The 19,594-nt window shown below is 36.9% G+C and carries 16 protein-coding genes; 10 read left to right on the plus strand and 6 right to left on the minus strand.

Annotated elements, in window-relative coordinates; all coding sequences use genetic code 11:
- Window positions 1-38 precede the first annotated feature (38 nt).
- Both trxA and ACSHWW_RS01515 read left to right on the plus strand, forming a co-directional pair.
- On the plus strand, window positions 39-332 hold the full coding sequence (gene trxA / locus ACSHWW_RS01510) for a thioredoxin (protein WP_435680632.1): 294 nt from the start codon (window positions 39-41) through the stop codon (window positions 330-332).
- 87 nt (window positions 333-419) lie between these two features.
- Window positions 420-803, plus strand: a complete 384-nt coding sequence (locus tag ACSHWW_RS01515; RefSeq protein WP_435680841.1) for a DUF2237 family protein — start codon at window positions 420-422, stop codon at window positions 801-803.
- A gap of 3 nt (window positions 804-806) precedes the next feature.
- Here ACSHWW_RS01515 and ACSHWW_RS01520 read toward each other — a convergent pair whose 3' ends face one another.
- Window positions 807-1,274, minus strand: a complete 468-nt coding sequence (locus ACSHWW_RS01520) for a CBS domain-containing protein (RefSeq protein WP_435680633.1) — start codon at window positions 1,272-1,274, stop codon at window positions 807-809.
- A 452-nt stretch (window positions 1,275-1,726) separates the two neighbouring features.
- Between ACSHWW_RS01520 and ACSHWW_RS01525 the strand changes: the two genes are divergently transcribed.
- From ACSHWW_RS01525 to ACSHWW_RS01550, 6 genes are all read left to right on the plus strand, one after another.
- A complete protein-coding gene (locus ACSHWW_RS01525; RefSeq protein WP_435680842.1) occupies window positions 1,727-2,167 on the plus strand; it encodes an ATP-dependent zinc protease family protein in 441 nt (146 codons plus the stop codon).
- Window positions 2,157-3,029, plus strand: a complete 873-nt coding sequence (rimK, locus tag ACSHWW_RS01530) for a 30S ribosomal protein S6--L-glutamate ligase (protein ID WP_435680634.1) — start codon at window positions 2,157-2,159, stop codon at window positions 3,027-3,029. The genes ACSHWW_RS01525 and rimK overlap by 11 nt, the downstream gene beginning before the upstream one ends.
- A complete protein-coding gene (locus ACSHWW_RS01535; protein WP_435680635.1) occupies window positions 3,029-4,015 on the plus strand; it encodes a succinylglutamate desuccinylase/aspartoacylase family protein in 987 nt (328 codons plus the stop codon). Before rimK ends, ACSHWW_RS01535 begins: the two co-directional genes overlap by 1 nt.
- On the plus strand, window positions 3,984-4,559 hold the full coding sequence (locus tag ACSHWW_RS01540; protein ID WP_435680636.1) for a 5-formyltetrahydrofolate cyclo-ligase: 576 nt from the start codon (window positions 3,984-3,986) through the stop codon (window positions 4,557-4,559). Before ACSHWW_RS01535 ends, ACSHWW_RS01540 begins: the two co-directional genes overlap by 32 nt.
- Before the next feature lie 117 nt (window positions 4,560-4,676).
- Window positions 4,677-5,774 carry a sensor histidine kinase gene (locus ACSHWW_RS01545; protein ID WP_435680637.1) on the plus strand — a complete coding sequence of 366 codons (1,098 nt, stop codon included), beginning with the start codon at window positions 4,677-4,679 and terminating at the stop codon, window positions 5,772-5,774.
- Between the two features lies 1 nt (window position 5,775).
- Complete coding sequence (locus ACSHWW_RS01550; RefSeq protein WP_435680638.1) at window positions 5,776-6,186, plus strand: response regulator; 411 nt, start codon at window positions 5,776-5,778, stop codon at window positions 6,184-6,186.
- Here the strand turns inward: ACSHWW_RS01550 and ACSHWW_RS01555 are convergent.
- The 5 genes from ACSHWW_RS01555 to ACSHWW_RS01575 form a co-directional block, all read right to left on the minus strand.
- Complete coding sequence (locus ACSHWW_RS01555; protein ID WP_435680639.1) at window positions 6,183-6,800, minus strand: lipoprotein signal peptidase; 618 nt, start codon at window positions 6,798-6,800, stop codon at window positions 6,183-6,185. The genes ACSHWW_RS01550 and ACSHWW_RS01555 overlap by 4 nt on opposite strands.
- Window positions 6,801-6,832: 32 nt before the next feature.
- On the minus strand, window positions 6,833-7,489 hold the full coding sequence (locus tag ACSHWW_RS01560; RefSeq protein ID WP_435680640.1) for a DUF4097 family beta strand repeat-containing protein: 657 nt from the start codon (window positions 7,487-7,489) through the stop codon (window positions 6,833-6,835).
- 36 nt (window positions 7,490-7,525) lie between these two features.
- Window positions 7,526-7,912, minus strand: a complete 387-nt coding sequence (locus ACSHWW_RS01565; protein WP_435680641.1) for a TraR/DksA family transcriptional regulator — start codon at window positions 7,910-7,912, stop codon at window positions 7,526-7,528.
- A gap of 2 nt (window positions 7,913-7,914) precedes the next feature.
- Window positions 7,915-11,322, minus strand: a complete 3,408-nt coding sequence (gene ileS, locus ACSHWW_RS01570; protein ID WP_435680642.1) for an isoleucine--tRNA ligase — start codon at window positions 11,320-11,322, stop codon at window positions 7,915-7,917.
- Between the two features lie 99 nt (window positions 11,323-11,421).
- Window positions 11,422-12,585 (minus strand): DUF3095 family protein, encoded by a 1,164-nt coding sequence (locus ACSHWW_RS01575; RefSeq protein WP_435680643.1) that lies wholly within the window; start codon window positions 12,583-12,585, stop codon window positions 11,422-11,424.
- Between the two features lie 169 nt (window positions 12,586-12,754).
- On the opposite strand from ACSHWW_RS01575, the gene ACSHWW_RS01580 reads away from it, so the two are divergent.
- Window positions 12,755-13,993 (plus strand): M48 family metalloprotease, encoded by a 1,239-nt coding sequence (locus ACSHWW_RS01580; RefSeq protein WP_435680644.1) that lies wholly within the window; start codon window positions 12,755-12,757, stop codon window positions 13,991-13,993.
- Window positions 13,956-19,466 (plus strand): AAA domain-containing protein, encoded by a 5,511-nt coding sequence (locus ACSHWW_RS01585; protein ID WP_435680645.1) that lies wholly within the window; start codon window positions 13,956-13,958, stop codon window positions 19,464-19,466. Before ACSHWW_RS01580 ends, ACSHWW_RS01585 begins: the two co-directional genes overlap by 38 nt.
- Window positions 19,467-19,594 lie beyond the last annotated feature (128 nt).

Raw genomic sequence — 19,594 nt, forward strand, 5'->3', positions numbered from 1 at the left:
GGTAAATAGAATATTGCTTTAATTTTGAAAATAAAAAGATGGCCAGCTTCAAAGAAATCATTGCAACAGACACACCAGTGCTTATCGACTTTTTTGCCACATGGTGTGGTCCATGTCAAACTATGATGCCCGTACTTGAAAAATTAAAAGATGAGCTAGGCGACAAAGTAAAAATTCTAAAAATAGACGTCGATAAAAATAAAGCGCTCGCTACTCAAATGAATGTGCGTGGTGTTCCAGCATTTATGATTTATAAAAGTGGAAAATTAATATGGAAAGGCAGTGGTGTGCAGCCGCTGCATGTGTTAAAAGAGCAAATTGCAAGTGCATAAATTCCCTTGTGTAATTAAGGTAGTTTTTTTAAGACTACTTTAAATATGCGTTTACTTATAGGACTCTTCTTAATTTCATCAATAGCCATGGCTCAAAGCAATACTGTATCGCAACCACTTAATGTTCTAGGAACAGCTTTAGAATCTTGTTGTAACGATCCCATGACAGGTTACTGGCGTGATGGATACTGTCGCACGGCTAGTGAGGATCGCGGTACTCATGTGGTTTGTGCTGTGATGACTCAAGAGTTTCTTGATTATACTAAGTCTAGAGGAAACGACTTGAGCACAGCTATTCCAGCTTATCAATTCCCTGGATTAAAACCAGGAGACAAATGGTGTTTATGTATCTTAAGATGGCTCGAGGCAGAAAAAGCAGGAGTAGCGCCTTTAATTAACTTAGCATCTACTGATGATGCTGCGCTAAATTATACAAGTTTAGAGTTATTAAAAAAGTATGCTGCGGAATAGCGTTTATCTTTTCCAGTCTTCACCTTTGAGTTTAGTCGCTGCTATGATGACGTCCATCCTTGAGATTTGACCGATTAATTTACCATTATCGGTTACTGGGAATCTTCTATGACCAGTTTTCAAGAATCGGGTGGCCGCTTCAAATATGTCTGCTTCTACGTCTATGGTATCTACTTGCTTAGACATATAATCACTCACTTTGCGATCACCTACGGGCATGTTATGATATCTACTGTCTCCTATCACATGCATTAAATCAGTATCGCTTATAATTCCTACGAGTTGCTTATTCTCATCAACTACAGGTCCACCGGTGATGCGCTGTTTTAATAACGTTTCCATAACTGTTGTGATTCCTTGATCTGGGCTGAACGTGACCAGTTTGCGAGTCATGAAATCCTTCACTTGAAATGCTTGATTAGAGTTGCTAGCTTTATCAGTTCTTTTTCCTACAAAACTTTTAATACCCATAATGAATGTTTTTGAACATCAGTAAGGTAAGTAAAAATATCCAATTTGAAAAGCGCCAAATTTTAACTAAAAACAGCAGTAATTTTAACTAAAAATGAGATGGTGTATTCAAAATCTAGAATACATTTACACTATAATTTTAAAGTCATAACACCATGGCAAATAAACCAGCAAAAGGTCCGAAAAACTTCGGTAAACCTTCTTCTAAGCCAGCAGCGGTAGCGCCTAAGGCAAAGAAACAAGCTCCTAAGAAGTAATTGTTTCTTGCGGTACAACCCGATTGTACCTTAACTTAAGATTAAAACAAAGTAAAGCCGTTTCCTTAAAAAAGAAGCGGTTTTTTATGCGGTTGATGGAATTGAATATTTCAATAATGTGCTTCAATTAAATAATTTACTTCAAGATAAATTCTCATAAAATACACGCATCTTTGCCTCTTATAACAGATAGAAATAGTGTCTAAAAAGAAACATGTAATAGGTCGTACCGATCGAGCAGATTTTCCTAAGCTAGAAATAGAAGCTCTCGATATTAAAATTGATACCGGAGCATATACCTCTAGCATTCACTGTACAGATATTCAAGAGGAAAATGGCGTATTGCTTGCCACATTACTAGATGAGGCTCATGAACAGTATCATGGTAAACAAATGCGATTTGATGAATATGAAATTACAAGCGTGCGCAGTAGTAATGGAACCTCTGAGTTACGTTATGAGGTAATGGCAAATATTAGACTATTCAGTAAACTCTGGAAAATTTCATTAACGCTCAGTAATAGAGAAAACATGAGGTATCCAGTTCTTATCGGTAGAAAGTTTTTATCGTCTAAATTTATAGTGGATCCTGAATTACAGGATGTTTCTTATCTTCAAAGCCTACATGAAAATTAACATACTCTCACGTGGAAACACGTTATACAGCACTAAACGCATGGTGGAAGAGGCGCAAGCCGCTGGTCACCCGGTAAAAGTTATTGACCCTTTAAAGTGCGACATTAAATTAGAAAGGCAAAAACCAACCGTTTATTATAAAGGTGAACGGTTAGAAAAACCAGACGCTATCATACCGCGTATAGGTGCTTCCATTACTTTTTATGGTACCGCAATAGTGCGCCAGTTTGAAGCAATGAATTGTTTTACAACAGTTAGTTCTCAAGCACTGGTGCGTAGTAGAGATAAGTTGCAGAGTTTACAACGACTTTCTAGTGCTGGAGTAGGCATGCCCAAAACTGTTTTTACAAATTTTGGACAGCACACTGACGCTATTCTTAAAATGGTAGATGGACCACCGGTGGTTATAAAAGTTCTTGAGGGAACTCAAGGAATAGGAGTGAATCTCGCAGAAGATTATGATAGTGCACAAACTATTCTTGAAGCTTATAACACCATGCAATCTAGAGTGATTGTTCAAGAGTTTATTAAAGAAGCTGGTGGCGCAGACTTACGAGCATTTGTGGTAGGAGATCGCGTAGTAGGAGCTATGAAAAGACAGGCGATGGAAGGAGAATTCCGTTCAAACCTACATCGTGGTGGAAGCGCCATGAATATTAAGTTATCGCGTGAAGAAGAGTTAACAGCAATAGGTGCGGCAAAATCTCTAGGATTAGGAGTTTGTGGAGTCGATTTATTGCAAAGCGCTCGCGGACCACTAGTTCTTGAGGTAAATTCATCTCCAGGACTAGAAGGAATAGAAGGAGCAACAAAACACAATATCGCAAGAGAAATTATTAAGTTTATTGAACGCAGCGTTTAATGTCACTGAGAAAAATAAATATTCTAGATACTGAGGTCAAGCCTGGTCATATCTATAAGTTGAACTTTAATAAAGCAAAACTTTATACATCTACAGTCATAGAAGTTCCTGTTATTATAAGGCGCGCGCACAAAGCTGGTCCTGTAGTATTAATTATGGGTGGCTTGCACGGCGATGAGATTAATGGAATAGAAGTAGTTCGTCAAATTATTGCAAAAGGTTATAATAAACCTAATGCGGGAACTATAATATGTATGCCTGTGCTCAACATTTTTGGTTTCTTAAATATGCAACGTGAATTTCCTGATGGAAGAGATTTGAATCGTAGTTTTCCAGGATACAAATCGGGTTCACTAGCTGGTAGGTTTGCACATCAGTTTGTAAATGAAATATTACCACATGTAGATATCGTCATGGATTTCCATACGGGTGGTGCGCAGCGATTTAACGCGCCTCAATTAAGAGTAGATCCTGGTTATGAAAAATCATTAGAACTTGCACATGTTTTTAAAGCGCCGTTTCTCATTCATAGCGGGAAGTTAAAAGGAACGCTGAGAAATACTTGTATGGAATTAGGTAAAGCCTATTTGTTATATGAAGGAGGAAAATCTTTTGAGAGCGATAAGCACATCGTTAAAATAGGTGTGCAAGGAGCAAAACGAGTCCTACATCATTTAGGAATGCTAGGTACTTCTTTTGAATTGCCACCAGTGGTTCCTGATAGTGTAGTTGTTCATAGTTCCAAGTGGTTAAGAGCCTCTTACTCTGGATTATTCCATCCTAAAGTTCCTTATGGTAGATTTGTTGAAAAAGGAGAATACATTGCTACTATTACTGATCCTTACGGTTCATTCCGTCATAAGGTAAAATCAAATCAAACAGGTTATATTATAAATGTAAATCAAAGCCCGATGGTATATCAAGGAGATGCCATATTCCACATAACTTCTCATGATGGACAAGAAAAACCTAAGGAAGAAATATAAAGAGTTAAGAGCCCAGCTCACTGATCAGCAAATCGAGGATTACAGCCTTGATATAGCAAATCAGTTAGTGACTCTAGATATATGGAATGATAAAATGTATCACCTATTTCTCAGTATAGAGAAACAAAAAGAAATTCAGACAGATTTCATACTCCACGTTTTACAAGGAAAGGATAAAAATGTTGTGATTTCAAAAAGTAATTTTGAAGATTACAGTATGAATCATTTTCTCTTGACCGATGATACCCTAATTGAAATCAATAAATGGGGAATTCCAGAGCCCGATGGAAATGGAATTCAAATCAACGAAAATCAACTCGATGTGATCTTCATTCCTTTACTAGCTTGTGACCATTATGGAAATAGAATAGGCTACGGAAAAGGTTTTTATGACCGATTTTTAAAAAAATGTCGACCAAATGCGATTAAAATTGGTTTATCATTTTTTCATCCTATAGACAGTGAAATCACCACAACAACCGACGATGTCCCGCTAAACATACTTGTTTGTACAGATAAAATATTTCATTTCGGTTATAAATAACATTTCGTCGTTGAATTGCATGTTTTTTAATCATTGTAATTTGAAACTTTTGTCTTATTTTTCCACTTGTAGCAGATGTTGTATTCTGTTTTTATAACGTTTTTCCCCTAAAAAACGATGCGTCGACATAATCAAATAGGACTTCAAGAAGCTCTTGAAGATTCTTCATACTTCCTCAAGGAGATAGCTGCCATGACTAAAACTGGCGGCTACAGTTGTAATTTAATTACTGGAGCAGTTTTTCTAGATGAAATGGGTATGGAATTGTTAGGTATTCCTCACGATTTCGACTTAAATTTCAATAATGTTTCTCGCTTTTTTGTGAATAAAACGCCAGTAAGTGAACTATTTAGAAAATCTTTAATAGGTGAAGAATCTGTTTTAGATTTGGAAATGATAAAGTTTGATGGCTCTCACTTCTGGGCTAGATTTAATTGCAAACCTTATCAAGAAAATAAAAAAACTATTGCTTTGCGTGGTGTTTTTACAAGTGTAAACCGATATGTAAAAGATGCTATAAAAGCTGAGAAGGACGCTCAAGTTATTCAAGCCCAAAATGAACGTTTAGTGCATTTTGCTCATATAGTTTCGCATAACTTAAGATCTCATGCAAGTAACCTGCAACTCACCTTGCAAACTTTTGATGATGTAAAAGAGCCTGGAGAAGTAGAAGTGTTTAATAGCTATTTACATGATATTTCCTCGAGTCTCAATCAAACGTTGAGACATTTAAATGAAGTAGTGACTATTAATACTGAACTTCAAATAAAGGAAAATGTTGATATTGAAGCGGTATTTAATAAAGTACTTTTAGGATTCAAACAGGAACTAGAGGATATAAAAGCCGTAGTGATTTATGATTTTGCAGAATTGCTATCTGTAGAATATGTTCCAGCGTTCCTAGAAAGTGTTTTTATAAACCTTATTAGTAACGCTATTAAATATAGAGATCCAGCAAGAGCTTTGAAGATTACCGTCAAAACTAAAGTGAGAAATAAACGTCAATTATTAGTCGTGAAGGATAATGGGTTAGGTATTGACTTAGAACGTCACGGGAATAAAATATTTCATATGTATCGCACATTTCATGCAAATGAAGATGCACAAGGAGTAGGGCTTTTTCTAGTTAAAAGTAAAGTCGAGGCTTTAGGTGGCGATATAACCGTAAAGAGTGAGTTAGGAAAAGGAAGTTCATTTTCAATAAGATTCAATTAAAATGTCTCAACCAGCAATTAAAAAAGCCTGTATTATAGATGATGATAAGCTCTACGTGAGTCTTATTAAAATGCTCATTCAAAAAAACAACCTAGCCGATGAGTTACTAATTTTTGAAAACGGAGAAAAAGCGTTTGAATACTTTAAACAGGCATTGAAACAAGATCAAACAACAGACTTGCCTGAGGTCGTCTTGTTAGATCTCAACATGCCTATTATGGATGGATGGGAATTTCTAGAGGCGATTAAACCTTTTGCATCAAAACTCCAAGACATAGACTTAAAGCTAAATGTGGTTAGTTCCACCATAAACCCTGCAGAAGTGAGCAGAGCAAAGAACCATTCAATAGTTAATGATTTTATTACAAAGCCTATCTCAAAAGAAGCGATGATAAAAGCTTTTAAAATTTAAGACTTTTCTGGAAATGCCTTTTTACTAAATAAAATCAATAAGGCAACTCCTATCGTTATGGAGGAATCTGCTATGTTGAAAATGGCATTAAAGAAAGAAAAAGTTTCTCCACCTACCCATGGCATCCAGTCGGGCCATACTCCATCAAATAAAGGAAAATATAGCATGTCCACCACGTGTCCATACCCTATTCCAGCATAACCACCACCATCTGGAAATGCAGTTGCAATGGCTCCATGGTAACTGCCAGAAAAAATAACTCCATAGAATATAGAGTCTATAATATTTCCTAATGCACCAGCAAAAATCAGTGCAATGGAAAGGATAAGGATCTTATGGCCGTTTTTCTTAATGCTGCTCCACAACCAGTAACCTATTCCGCAAACAGCAAATACTCTAAAAATCACAAGAATTAGTTTTCCATACTCTCCAGGAATCTCTGCGCCCCATGCGGCTCCAGCGTTCTCATAAAACATAAGTTTGAACTTGTCGAGATCGTAGATAGGGTTATTAGAGTCTGTAGTAAGTGTGTAATTCAATTTTATATAAATCTTACTTATTTGATCAATAAGAAGAACTATAGAAATAATAAGAATCGCTTTGGATAACTTCATCAGTTGCGTTTGGATAGGAACAAAAATACTACTTAATCCTCAATAGTAATGTCACCGTTAATGGTTTCTATTTTTTGAAGATATAGTTGATTTTTGTGAGAATTATTTTTTTGAATCGCTCCATATTTAGAGTGCATTTCTATAGTTGAGGTGGATTTTGAAACATGCACATCTGCATGAACAGATATGATATGAAAATCACCTTGAATTGCGTTGAGTTTACAATCTCCTGACTGTATATTCACAAACATCTTTTTGAATTGACCACTAATAGTTAAATAAGAACTTCGTGCAGTTATTCTTAGTTCTAGTCCAGCAGGTAGATATAACGTCGCTTTTCCATCTATGATTTTATGAGCACTCAGTTTATCTTGAGGAAAATGAAAGTTAGGATTGAACGGATCAGTGATTTCAAGCGTGTCGTTTACTACTTTGGAGCTTAATAGTATAGCATCTTTATATTCTCCGCCTTGACTTCCTGATATTCTTATTTCTTGGGAAGTAGTAGTTCGTATCTCAAGTTCAATTGTCGATTCTAGTGTGATATCTACCACTTTGACATGCGCATTTGAGTAGATGATGTCGCTTGAATTGCGTTGTGAATACGCTTTCGCGAAAGCGAATAACATCAAAATACAGCTCATAAAAAAACTCCTGTAAACTATAGAAAACCAATGTGATTTTGCCATAATTTAAAGGAGTTGAATATGTGAAACAGCGGTGATTTACTGCTGCATGTTTTTTGCTTCTATACTAAGTGTTGCGTGAGGAACTAATTCCAAGCGCGCTTTTTGAATTTTTTTTCCGGTCACACGACAGATTCCGTATGTTTTATTTTCAATACGGATTTGTGCATTTTTCAAATCTCTAATGAACTTTTCTTGTCTTATAGCAAGTTGAGAACTCGTTTCCTTATTCATGACCTCGCTACCTTCATCAAACGCTTTAAACTGTGGCGCAGTGTCCTCAGTTCCATTGCTGGCGTCATTCATATAGGCACTTTTAATAAGCTCCAGTTGTTTAGTAGCCTCGTCTAGTTTTTCTTGTACTAAAGTTCTAAAATATGCAAGGTCTGCATCACTATACCTTTCTTTTTCTGCGGTATTGCTCATAATTATATTTTTTTAATCTGTATGGTGGTTACAATATCGTCAAATTCAATAATTGTACCATTATCTACAGTTTGTGTTAATGTTAAGCTATCTGCCAGCGTTTCATCTTTAATGTATTGCTCATTTGATGCAACGGCTTCATCAATCTCATCATGCGATTGTATCGTAATATTGATACGATCAGTTACCTCGAGTCCTGAGTCCTTTCTTATATTCTGAATACGATTCACGAGTTCACGTGAAATCCCTTCCTTTTTAAGCTCAGGAGATATCGTTACATCGAGCGCAACGGTAATCCCAGATTGATTTGCAACTAGCCATCCTTCTATGTCTGAAGATGTAATTTCCACATCTTCAAGGGTCAAGATAATTGCATTTCCGTTTACTTCAACTTCTTTTTGACCAGTTTTTTCTAACAAAACGATGTCTTCTTGTTGAAAACTTTTGATTTTCCCAGCTATTTGCCCCATTGCTTTACCAAATCGTGGTCCCAAAGCCTTGAAATTAGGCTTGATTTCTTTCACTAATATTCCGCTAGCGTCATCTATTAATTCAATCTCTTTTACATTTACTTCACTTTTTACAAGATCTGCAATCGCTTCTATTTGTGCTCGGTCATTAGCATCTAGAACCGGTATCATAATACGCTGTAAAGGCTGGCGCACTTTAATACTTTCCTTTTTACGTAACGATAAGGTAAGACTGGATATTACTTGTGCTTTATGCATTTTATCTTCAAGCGCTGCGTCTATTAATGTCTCGTCTGCTTTAGGGAAAAGGGATAAGTGAACACTTTCACTCGCGTCGTTCTCACAAACACTAGTTAAATCGCGGTACAATTGGTCCATAAAGAATGGAGCAATAGGTGCGCCTAATTGTGCCACTGTTTTTAAACAGGTATAAAGTGTCTGGTAAGCAGCAATTTTATCTTGCTCATAACTTCCTTTCCAGAAACGTCTTCTACACAATCGCACATACCAGTTACTCAAGTTCTCAGTCACAAAAGTGGTGATCGCACGAGCTGCTTTAGTAGGCTCATAATCTTCATAGAATGCCGTGGTTACTTTTATCAAAGTGTTTAATTCTGATAGTACCCAGCGATCGATTTCTGGTCTTTCATTCAATGGAATGTCTGCTTCGCTATAAGTGAATCCATCTACGTTTGCATATAAACTAAAGAAGGAATAGGTGTTATAAAGTGTTCCAAAAAACTTGCGCTGCACCTCTGTAATTCCATCGGTATCAAATTTGAGGTTATCCCATGGATTTGCGTTGCTCACCATGTACCATCGAGTAGCATCGGCTCCATACTTGCCTAGGGTTTCAAATGGGTCCACCGCATTTCCTAAACGCTTGGACATTTTCTGTCCGTTTTTATCGAGTACGAGTCCGTTTGAAACTACGTTTTTATATGCTACATCATCGCTTATCATAGTTGCGATAGCGTGTAGAGTGTAGAACCATCCACGAGTTTGGTCTACACCTTCGGCAATGAAGTCTGCTTTTCTAAGTTGGTTTTCTACTTGTTCTTTATTTTCAAAAGGATAATGCCATTGTGAATATGGCATAGAACCAGAGTCAAACCATACGTCGATAAGATCTGCTTCACGAGTTAATTTTTCTCCAGTTTTACCTACTAAATAAATGGCATCAACTACATTTTTATGAAGATCAACTAGGTCATAGTTGGTCTCACTCATGTCTCCAGATTTGAATCCGTCAAATGGATTTGAAGTCATGAATCCAGCGGCGATGGATTTTTCTATCTCGCCCATCAGTTCTTCAACAGAGCCTATGATGACTTCTTCAGTTCCTGTTTCATTTCTCCATATAGGAAGTGGTATTCCCCAGAAACGAGAACGTGATAAATTCCAGTCGTTTGCATTTGCCAGCCAGTTGCCGAATCTTCCTTCTCCTGTAGATTTAGGTTTCCAGTTGATAGACTTATTCAGTTCATGCATGCGATCCTTAAACTCGGTCACTTTTATAAACCAACTGTCTAGTGGATAATACAATACAGGCTTGTCAGTTCTCCAGCAATGCGGATAACTGTGTACATATTTCTCTACTTTAAAAGCACGATTTTGTTCTTTGAGAGCAATCGCGATATCTACATCTACAGAGCGTTCTGGCGCTTCTCCATCTGCAAAATATTCGTTCTTCACATATTTCCCACCTACTTCAGGAAGTTCATCTCTGAATTTTCCTTGTAATGTAACAAGTGGTACTGGATTTTGATTTTCGTCCAGAACCAGCATCGGTGGAATAGGCGGATTTGCTTGTTTTGCAACTAGCGCATCATCTGCTCCAAATGTAGGTGCGGTGTGTACGATTCCTGTTCCATCTTCTGTCGTTACAAAATCTCCTGCGATAACTCTGTAAGCGTCTTGGGCGTTTTCAAACGGTTGTGCATATGGCAACAACTGTTCGTATCTTAAATTTACAAGTGCAACACCTTTGCAAGATCCTAGTACTTGATATGGTATTTTTTTATTAGCTAGTTGATATTCTTGTTTCGCTTTCGCGAAAGCGTCACCTTCAAGAACCTCATACTTCTTACCAAATTGATAACTCACTAATTTCTCAGCAAGAATCACTTGCATAGGTTCGCCAGTGTACTGGTTAAAAGTTTCTACGAGAACGTAATCAATTTTAGGACCAACGGTAAGTGCCGTGTTAGATGGTAAGGTCCATGGCGTGGTCGTCCAAGCTAGGAAAAATACATTCCCGTTATTTTCAAAAGGTAATTTTGATGGGTCTTCTACTTTAAATTGAGCCGTTACCGTAGTGTCCGTCACGTCTTGGTAACAACCTGGCTGGTTTAACTCGTGAGAGCTCAATCCTGTTCCTGCAGCAGGAGAATACGGTTGTATAGTGTACCCTTTATACAATAAATCTTTAGAATAGATTTGTTTCAACAACCACCATACCGATTCCATATACTTGGACTTATAGGTAATATATGGATCTTCCATATCTACCCAATATCCCATGTCATCAGTCACTTTACTCCATATGTCGGTATATTTTAAAACGGCATCTTTACAAGCTTGATTGTATTCTTCTACAGTGATTTTAGTTCCTATATCTTCCTTAGTGATTCCGAGTGCTTTTTCAACACCTAACTCTACTGGAAGACCATGCGTGTCCCAACCAGCTTTACGATTTACTTGATAACCTTGCTGGGTTTTAAAACGACAGAATAAATCCTTTACCGTTCTTCCCATTACATGATGTATCCCAGGCAAACCGTTTGCAGATGGTGGTCCTTCAAAGAAAATAAAAGGCTCATTTCCTTCACGAGTCGTCATGGACTTGTTGAAAATGTCGTTGTCTTTCCAGAATTGTTTGATACGTTCATCAACTTCAGGAAGGTTCAATCCTTTGTATTCATTGAATTTTTTACTCATCACACAGGTGTTTTAAAGCTGGCAAAAGTACGGAAATTTGAAACAATTGCAGTCTATTAAAAGCAACACTGAAAGTAATAGTCGCAAGTGGACGAACCTTTAATGGACCGGCTCTAATTTGCTTTTATAAATAATGGCAGCGCTTGTATAACCGCCTTCAGTACCATCAACAAAATGAATATGATTTTCTTTACGGTCTTGCACATAGCAACTCATTACAGAAGCATAAGTTATATGGACACCGTATTTTATTTTACCTTCTTGTTCTAATAGTTTCAAGTAATTTTCTAGCCTCTCAATTTGTTCAGTGCTACCTTCTATGACCATATTGAGTGATCCATCAATCATTATCGTGTCTGATAATAAGCTTACCTTAGATAAATATTGTTGACCTTCTTTAAAGTACTTGAAATAAATACCACCAAAATTAGTCACAATCCAATGCTTCAATAGATAGCTCAGTTTGTTCTGACCTATACGCGCAATCATTTCTTTTTTTATTTTAGAAAGAGTAGCTTTTAGTTTTAATCGATTCACTGAAATAGGAGTGCGCTCAGATAATGTTCCAAATAACAAGGTTATAATATCAAGAATATCACTGTATAGTTCTGTTTGAGAATCTTCATTAACTGTATTTACAAGTAAACACAATACTTTATGGTCTTTTTGTTTTGGAGATATCTCGTCCCACCGGCATTCCATACCGTTGAGATTAATTTTACTATTGAGGTTAGTAGGGATGCTTTTTTTAGTCACATCGTTTTTAATTTGGCTTTCGGCAAATTTTAATCCGTGGCCTAAAACTACAGGAACAGTTAAGTATTTATTTAATTTGGATTTAGCTAATCGAAGCGAATAGCCATTTTCAATAATTTTGCTCACGCGCATACTTCCCACTATTAAAGTTAGTGCGAGGTTTTTTTCCACATGAATTCTATAGGTTTCTAGTGCTTGGTTTACTTCTTCTATAAAGCTGTCATGAACTAGAAATGTAGCTCCATCACCACCAAAAAAATAAGGAACTTCTGTCTCAGATAGGTTTCCTTTAATTTGATTAATTACAGTTACCACACTGCCAGTTGCTGCTAAGTTAACTTCATTGTGAAAACCATTTGCTACAGCATACGTGCTGTCTTTTACATCTGCAACTACGACATGCCAGTCTTGCGGAACGTTACAAAAGTATTTATCATTCCTCACCAGTTTATGAACTGGAGATTTATTGGCCTTTAAAGAAGAATAAAAGTGTTTCGTGGATTTCATGATTTTAATTAGTCATGTAAATTTAGGAAGATGAACAAATATGAAATCATAATTAACTTTTTGTGTGTAGGAGTGAAAAATTAAGATTGTAATACTTCATTACAGACCATTAATTTATCTAGTAAATCCTTAAATTTAAAACCTACAATTCACACAGTAAAAGTTATTCATGTCACAAGACGTTATTGAGTCTAAGGCCGTTCTGGAGCCTTTTCCTTATCATAAAAAGTTGAGAGATCATTTAAAGAGTCGTAAAAAGACCTGGCAATGGTTTAAAGATGAGAAAGTAAAAACCCAGCAAATAGAATCTTTTAAAAAAGACTTGCTTAAAAACACCTACCGACTGGATCAAGACAGCCATGGTAAGTTGTATCAAATGGCACAAGAAATCTGTAAAGATTTAAACATAGATGCTCAAGTCACTTTTTATCAAGAAAATAATAGCTTGCAATTAAACGCCAGCATCTCAGTCATAGAAACTGAGGCTCATATCGTCCTTTCTGGAAATATTTTACAGTTACTAGATGATAAACAACTCAAAGCATTACTAGCTCATGAGCTATCCCATTATCTATTTTTTAAAATTGAAGATGGAGATTATGAAGTCACGCAACGCATTATTCTTGCGCTAGCAAACGACTCACGTAGTGAAGATAGTATTATTGAAACGGCACGTATTTTTCAATTGTACTTAGAGCTTTTCTGTGATGCTGGAGCTTTTAAATCTTGCAGAGAACACTACACGGTAATCCAGATGTTGATCAAACTCAATACCGGACTTGCTGAAGTAAATGCCCAAAGCTACCTGGATCAAGCCAAAGAAATTATCAATCAAGATGATGAGGCCACAAATCAACAAACACACCCAGAATCTTACATGCGTAGCATAGCGCTGGATTTAAAAGCGCGCAATGCCCAAGATTATTTTGAGGAGTTGAATAGACTGATTGAAGGGAAATGGGATATTAATAGTCTCGATATTTTTGAACAAGAAAAGACAAGAAAACTCTCTAGAGATTTCATGCAACTTATTCTAAGACCACAATGGATGAATTCCAGTGCTGTGCTCAATCTCGCTCAACAGTTTTTTCCAGATTTCAATAAAACAGAAGAACTAGATACCACCGAATTAAAAGAACGATTAAAACACACCACACCGAGTACAAAAAGTTACTTGTGTTATGTTTTACTGGATTTTGCTCGAGTAGATAGCACTCTTGAAAAATTACCACTGGCACACACACTTGAAATAGCTGAGCTATTAAATCTTGTGGAAGATTATGAACGAGTGGTAAGAAAAGAATTGAAACTTACTGTGCGCAGTTTTAAAGATTTAAAAGAAGAAGCGATGAAAGATTTAAGTCGCGTGAATGAGAACCAAGATAACAGCATCTACGATAATGAGTGATTATAAAGCAAGTTTTTTCAGTCTGCTGGATGAGGTAAAGGATCATGGAGGCAGTACTACATCAGATTTTATCGCGCGCGTTTTACCGCTTATTGAGAAAGCACATTTCTTAAGATCACGTAATCTGGTACTCGGTATTTATTCCATAGATGATATTTATTTCAATGGCAGAATCCTAGCCATAGACTCTGAAGGAAAAGAATTTAGAAAAGGAACCAGAAAACCATTTAGCAAACCTAAACAGCGCTATGCGGTTGAGGTAAGCGGAAATTACAGCGAGATCAGTAAATTGGAAGGAGATGATCTTGATCGAAATATCTACGATGATGAGGCAATCCAAGAAGATGCAGAAAAGCCCATTTCTAAACCGGTCTATTTACCATTTTATAAAAGTTGGGATCTTAAAACAGGTCATTATGATCCTATAACTGAGATTTTTACTCTAGGTTTTATAATGGCATCAGTCGCTTATGGAATAGACTTTAGAGATACTGAGGAACTCAAGCGTTTTGTAGAAAATAGAGAACGATTGTATTTCTATAATAAAGAGTTGCACCCAACCGTGCATCACGTGATCAGAGAAATGACTCCTTTATATAGAGAAGATCGTGCGCCTAGTCTGGAAGAAATAATCGCAAAACTCAAAAACTACAGAGATTTCAATCCTGAAAATTATGTGGATTTAACCGCTACTGAAGGTTTCCGTAATTTGAATCTTTCGGATCGTGGTAGTTATATTCTCGATAAATTAAAACGTAGGTTATTTGATATTTCTCGCAGGAACAAACTGCTTTATTTTAATGATCGCGGTGGCTTTTTAAATCTTACAGAGGCATCTGTTCCTATGTTGTTGGATTATAAAAATATCAGTGAGAAGGATTTGATTTTTTGGAACGCTCATATCCACACGCAGTTCATTTCAAAGAAAAAAGTCAACTTAAATAGATATTTAGAAATTGATAGAAATAGATTTTTAGGTCCAGCGCTCAATAAAATCAGGCTCGAGGCACGCAAGAGTAAAAATGAATATGGTTTTGATCAATTGCGAGTCGTCGTGGCATTTTTACACTGGTATAATTTTAAAGAAAGTAGTGATGAACGTATCAGTTCGCCGTTGCTATTATTACCGGTTTCTTTAACTAAGAAGAAAGGCGTTAAAGACCGTTTTGAACTCACGGTAAATGATACTGAGGCAGAGATTAATCCGGTGCTGAGTTATTACCTCAAGGATCTTTATGACATCGATTTACCAGATTTTGTAGATTTAGAATCCAGCTCTGTAGAAGAATTGATCCAGAGTATAAAAAACCAAATCTCCCTAGGCGGAACAGGAATCGATTTGAGATGGAGAGATAAGCCCAAAATCCAGCTCATTCACAAACTGGCTAAACGCAACTTCAAACTTAAAAAACGCAAACTTTCTAATCGTAATTCAGGATTAAGCACTCGTAGTTATGACTACTCTTATGATGATGAGCACATGAAACCGTTAGGACTTGCGATTTTTAATAACCTCATTGCCAAAAAACACAACGAGCTCGAGTACATCATTAATGAAGATATCAATCCTTACAGTGATCTCGCGGTAGCAGAGCAACGTCGCAGTTTTTATCACACAGATAATGACGGCGAAGTGAATCCGCTGGTGTGGGAAGTAGATACTTGTAACATGACCATCGGTAATTTTAAGTACCGCAAGATGAGTCTAGTACGTGATTATTCTGAAATTTTAAAGGCCGATATTAAGGATGAGGTTTTTGATGAACTCTTCAGTGATCAACCTAGAAAAATTAATCTGGACGGTTATCAAAAAACCAGTCTGGACCAGTTATATCCTATCATTCAGTCCGATCCTACGCAGTCGCAGGCTGTTTTAAAAGCACGCTCTGGAGAGAATTATATCATTCAAGGACCACCTGGAACCGGTAAATCTCAAACCATTACTAATCTCATTGCAGACTATGTCGCGAGAGATCAAAAGGTGCTGTTTGTATGTGAAAAACGGGCCGCTTTGGACGTGGTATTCCACCGTTTGAAAAACAAGAAACTGGATGAATTATGTTGCTTAATCCACGATTCCCAAACCGATAAAAAGGCCTTTATCATGAATCTCAAGGATACCTATGAGGCGTTTATGAAGAAGGATATGAGTACGAGCACGCTTTCGCGAAAGCGTGAAAAAATAATCCACGAGATTGAAACACATCTAGGGAAACTAGAACATTTTCACAAGAGCATGCGTGATGGTGAGCCACCACTTTATGAGCTTTTTCAAGTGCTTATTGCGCATTACCAAAGCAAAGAAAAACTGGATGATACCGAGTTGATTTACGTGCCTTTCTATGATGAATGGATTACAAATGAAACCTGGATTACTGAAATGATTGCTCAAATAAAGTTGAACGATCATGGGCAAAACATATCAGATTATGCTTTTAATGGATTATCGCAAGAGTTGCTCGATGCGCCTAATTCTAAAGGAGCGGTACTGGAAAAAATTGAAGCAACCATCAGTTTATTAGACGCTTTAAATGAGTTGCTGGATGAGCAAGAAGTCCCTATTAAAAAACAATCTGTAGGAGCATGGAGACAGGAATTTGAGTTTGCCGTAAGAGTTTCAAAAATAGTCGCTCAAAATGCAATAGGGATTTTTGATACGAGTACCATAAGCGCATCTAACCTCGATAATCTTAACAGGCGTATTGAGAAACAACGCAGGTTACATCAAAGTCTTATCAAAGAAAACAGCAATTGGACTCAAAAATTAAATGCAACCGATGCTCAAATTGCCCAACAACAATGGCAACGACTCGATGGTAGTTTCTTCAAGTTTTTAAATCCTAGTTGGTATAAATTAAAAGGTCAAATCAAAAGTGCTTATAATTTTAAAGCACACAGTATTGAACCTACTATAGAAACCGTACTCAAGACTTTAAATGAGGAATATCAAGCGCTAGAATCACTTGAAGAACAACGAGAAGAAGGAGCAAGTAAATTTGGTCTTGAAGATTTTGTAAGCGATTATGAATGGATCAAAAAACAACAGCAACAACCAGATGATATCATAAAAAGCTGGATGGCGACAGATCATACGGCTTATGTAAACAGTTTGTTAGGTTTCAAATCTAGTTTTGATGAACTGGATGCAAATCTCAACCAGTTATTTGCTCATTATAAAGATGACTCGCTGACTGATCTAGAAGATAAATTACAACGTGGTCGAGCGTCTATTCATACTATAGGGTTATTTACTCCTTATATTAAACAATTACATGGTACGACTCAGGAAATGCAAAACAACCTGCGCCGTAAACCATGGCAAACAGATGATATCGCCTTTCACACGGCTTATAAATCCATTAAAGAAGTGTATGATAAAGAACCTGTTTTTTCTCAAACGAGTGAAGACAGCCTGGCAAACTCTGTACGTAAAATAGATTCTTTACTGGACGGTTATTATGATTCAAATGTGGCTTATATACGTTCTAAAATTAGAGATAAGTTTCTAAACAAAGTACGCATTACAGAGTCTGTGGCCGCACAATTAACAGTAGAGGAAAAGATTCTTAAAAAAGAATACAATGCTTCTCGCAGGATTTTAGAAAATGAGTTTGGTAAAAGCATGCGTTATAAATCCATACGTGAACTCGCTACTGGAGAAGCACAAGATATTATGACGACGTTAAAACCAGTATGGTTAATGAGTCCGTTGAGTGTAAGTGATTCTATGCCTATCGATACTTCAATTTTTGACGTGGTGATTTATGATGAGGCTTCTCAAATTACCGTGGAAGAAGGTGTGCCATCACTATTTAGAACCCATCAAACCATAATCGTAGGTGATGAAATGCAAATGCCGCCTACAAATTTCTTTAGTGCAAATAATACCGACCAAGAAGAAGACGAGGAGGAAATCGAGGAGAAAACAGGAATCATGCTCGATGCAGATAGTTTGCTTAATCAAGGCGCACGCAAATTAAGTTCTGTGATGCTGGGATGGCATTACCGCAGCCGTCGTGAGAGTTTGATAAGTTTTAGTAACGCTGCTTTCTATAAAAGAAACTTACTTACCATTCCAGACAGCCGCATCGCACGTACGGGAATAGAACCACTGGAACCTATTATAAATCCAGATCAAGAGATAGATACTCAAGATGTGTTGAGCCGCAGTATCAGTTTCCATTATATGGAAAATGCGATTTATCACAAACGAGTCAATAAAGATGAGGCGAGTTATATTGCAAATATGGTGCGCACGTTCCTCATGGAAGACGTGAAAAAAAGCATAGGTATTGTCGCATTTTCTATGGCACAACAAGCCGAAATAGAAGAAGCACTAGACAAACTGGCGCTGGAAGATCCACATTTTGGAAAGTTACTGGAAGAAGAATACCAGCGTACTGAGGAAGATCAATTTGTAGGGCTGTTTGTAAAAAATCTAGAGAATGTTCAAGGTGATGAGCGTGACATTATTATTATGAGTATTTGCTACGGTTTTAATAATCAAGGCAAGATGTTTATGAACTTCGGGCCTATTAATAGACGTGGTGGAGAGAAACGACTCAATGTGATTTTCTCAAGAGCTAAGCGCAATATGATCGTGGTATCTTCTATTCAGGCATCAAATATCAAGAACGATTATAATGAAGGAGCAAATTATTTTAAACGTTTTCTCGCTTACGCGAAATTTATTAGCGACGGGCAGTTAGAACTCGCAAATGGCGTTTTAGATAGTTTACACCTCGATGATGATGCCGAAGAACGAATCAAGCGACTGCCTATCATCAATCAGCTTAAAAAGGCGCTTGAAAAAGAAGGCTACATAGTAGATAATGCAGTAGGGCAATCGCATTTTAAATGTGATCTCGCTTTGCGTAAAACAGATAGTGATTCTTATGCACTCGCCATTTTAATAGACCGCTCAACTCATTATGCCACAGATGACATACTGGAACAATACAGCCAGAAACCAGCAGTTTTGAGAGCCTTTGGATGGAAATTACAGCATGTATATAGTAAAGACTGGCTAGAACAACCAGAACGTGTCCTTGAAAAAATCAGACAAAAACTAGAAGGCAAAGAAGAAGAACTTGAGGAACTCGAACTTGAACCTGAATTCGAACTTGAAAATGAAAATGAATTTCAAAATGAAGTAGATGCTGTTGCAGCAATAAAACCTATTACTGAAAGCCTAAAAACTTCAACACCTCAAGAATTTGAAACGGAACTTGAACCTAAAACAGAACAAAAACATCAAAGCAATCTCACCTTTAAACGCTACGAGTTTGTGGAAGGTTCCAGTAATAAATATTGGGAAATCGCTGTAGATGGATTTGATATTGTAACTCGATACGGCCGTATAGGAAATCAACCTCAAGAAAATAGAAAGAGTCTAGATGATCAGGTGGCTGTTCTTAAAGAGGAACTAAGATTGATAGGAGTAAAGACTAGGAAAGGTTATCGACCGGTGTAAACAAGCAAGACGCGCTATAAATCTCTATTCTTTTCCTAAAGGCAGACTTAAGTCTGCCCTCAGGAAAACTAGGTTAAACTAAGATTATAGCTAACCTATTTCCCTCTTTTCCAAAGGGAAATATTTGA

This window comes from Nonlabens sp. (assembly GCF_051251825.1).
In the GTDB taxonomy this organism is placed as follows: Bacteria; Bacteroidota; Bacteroidia; order Flavobacteriales; family Flavobacteriaceae; genus Nonlabens.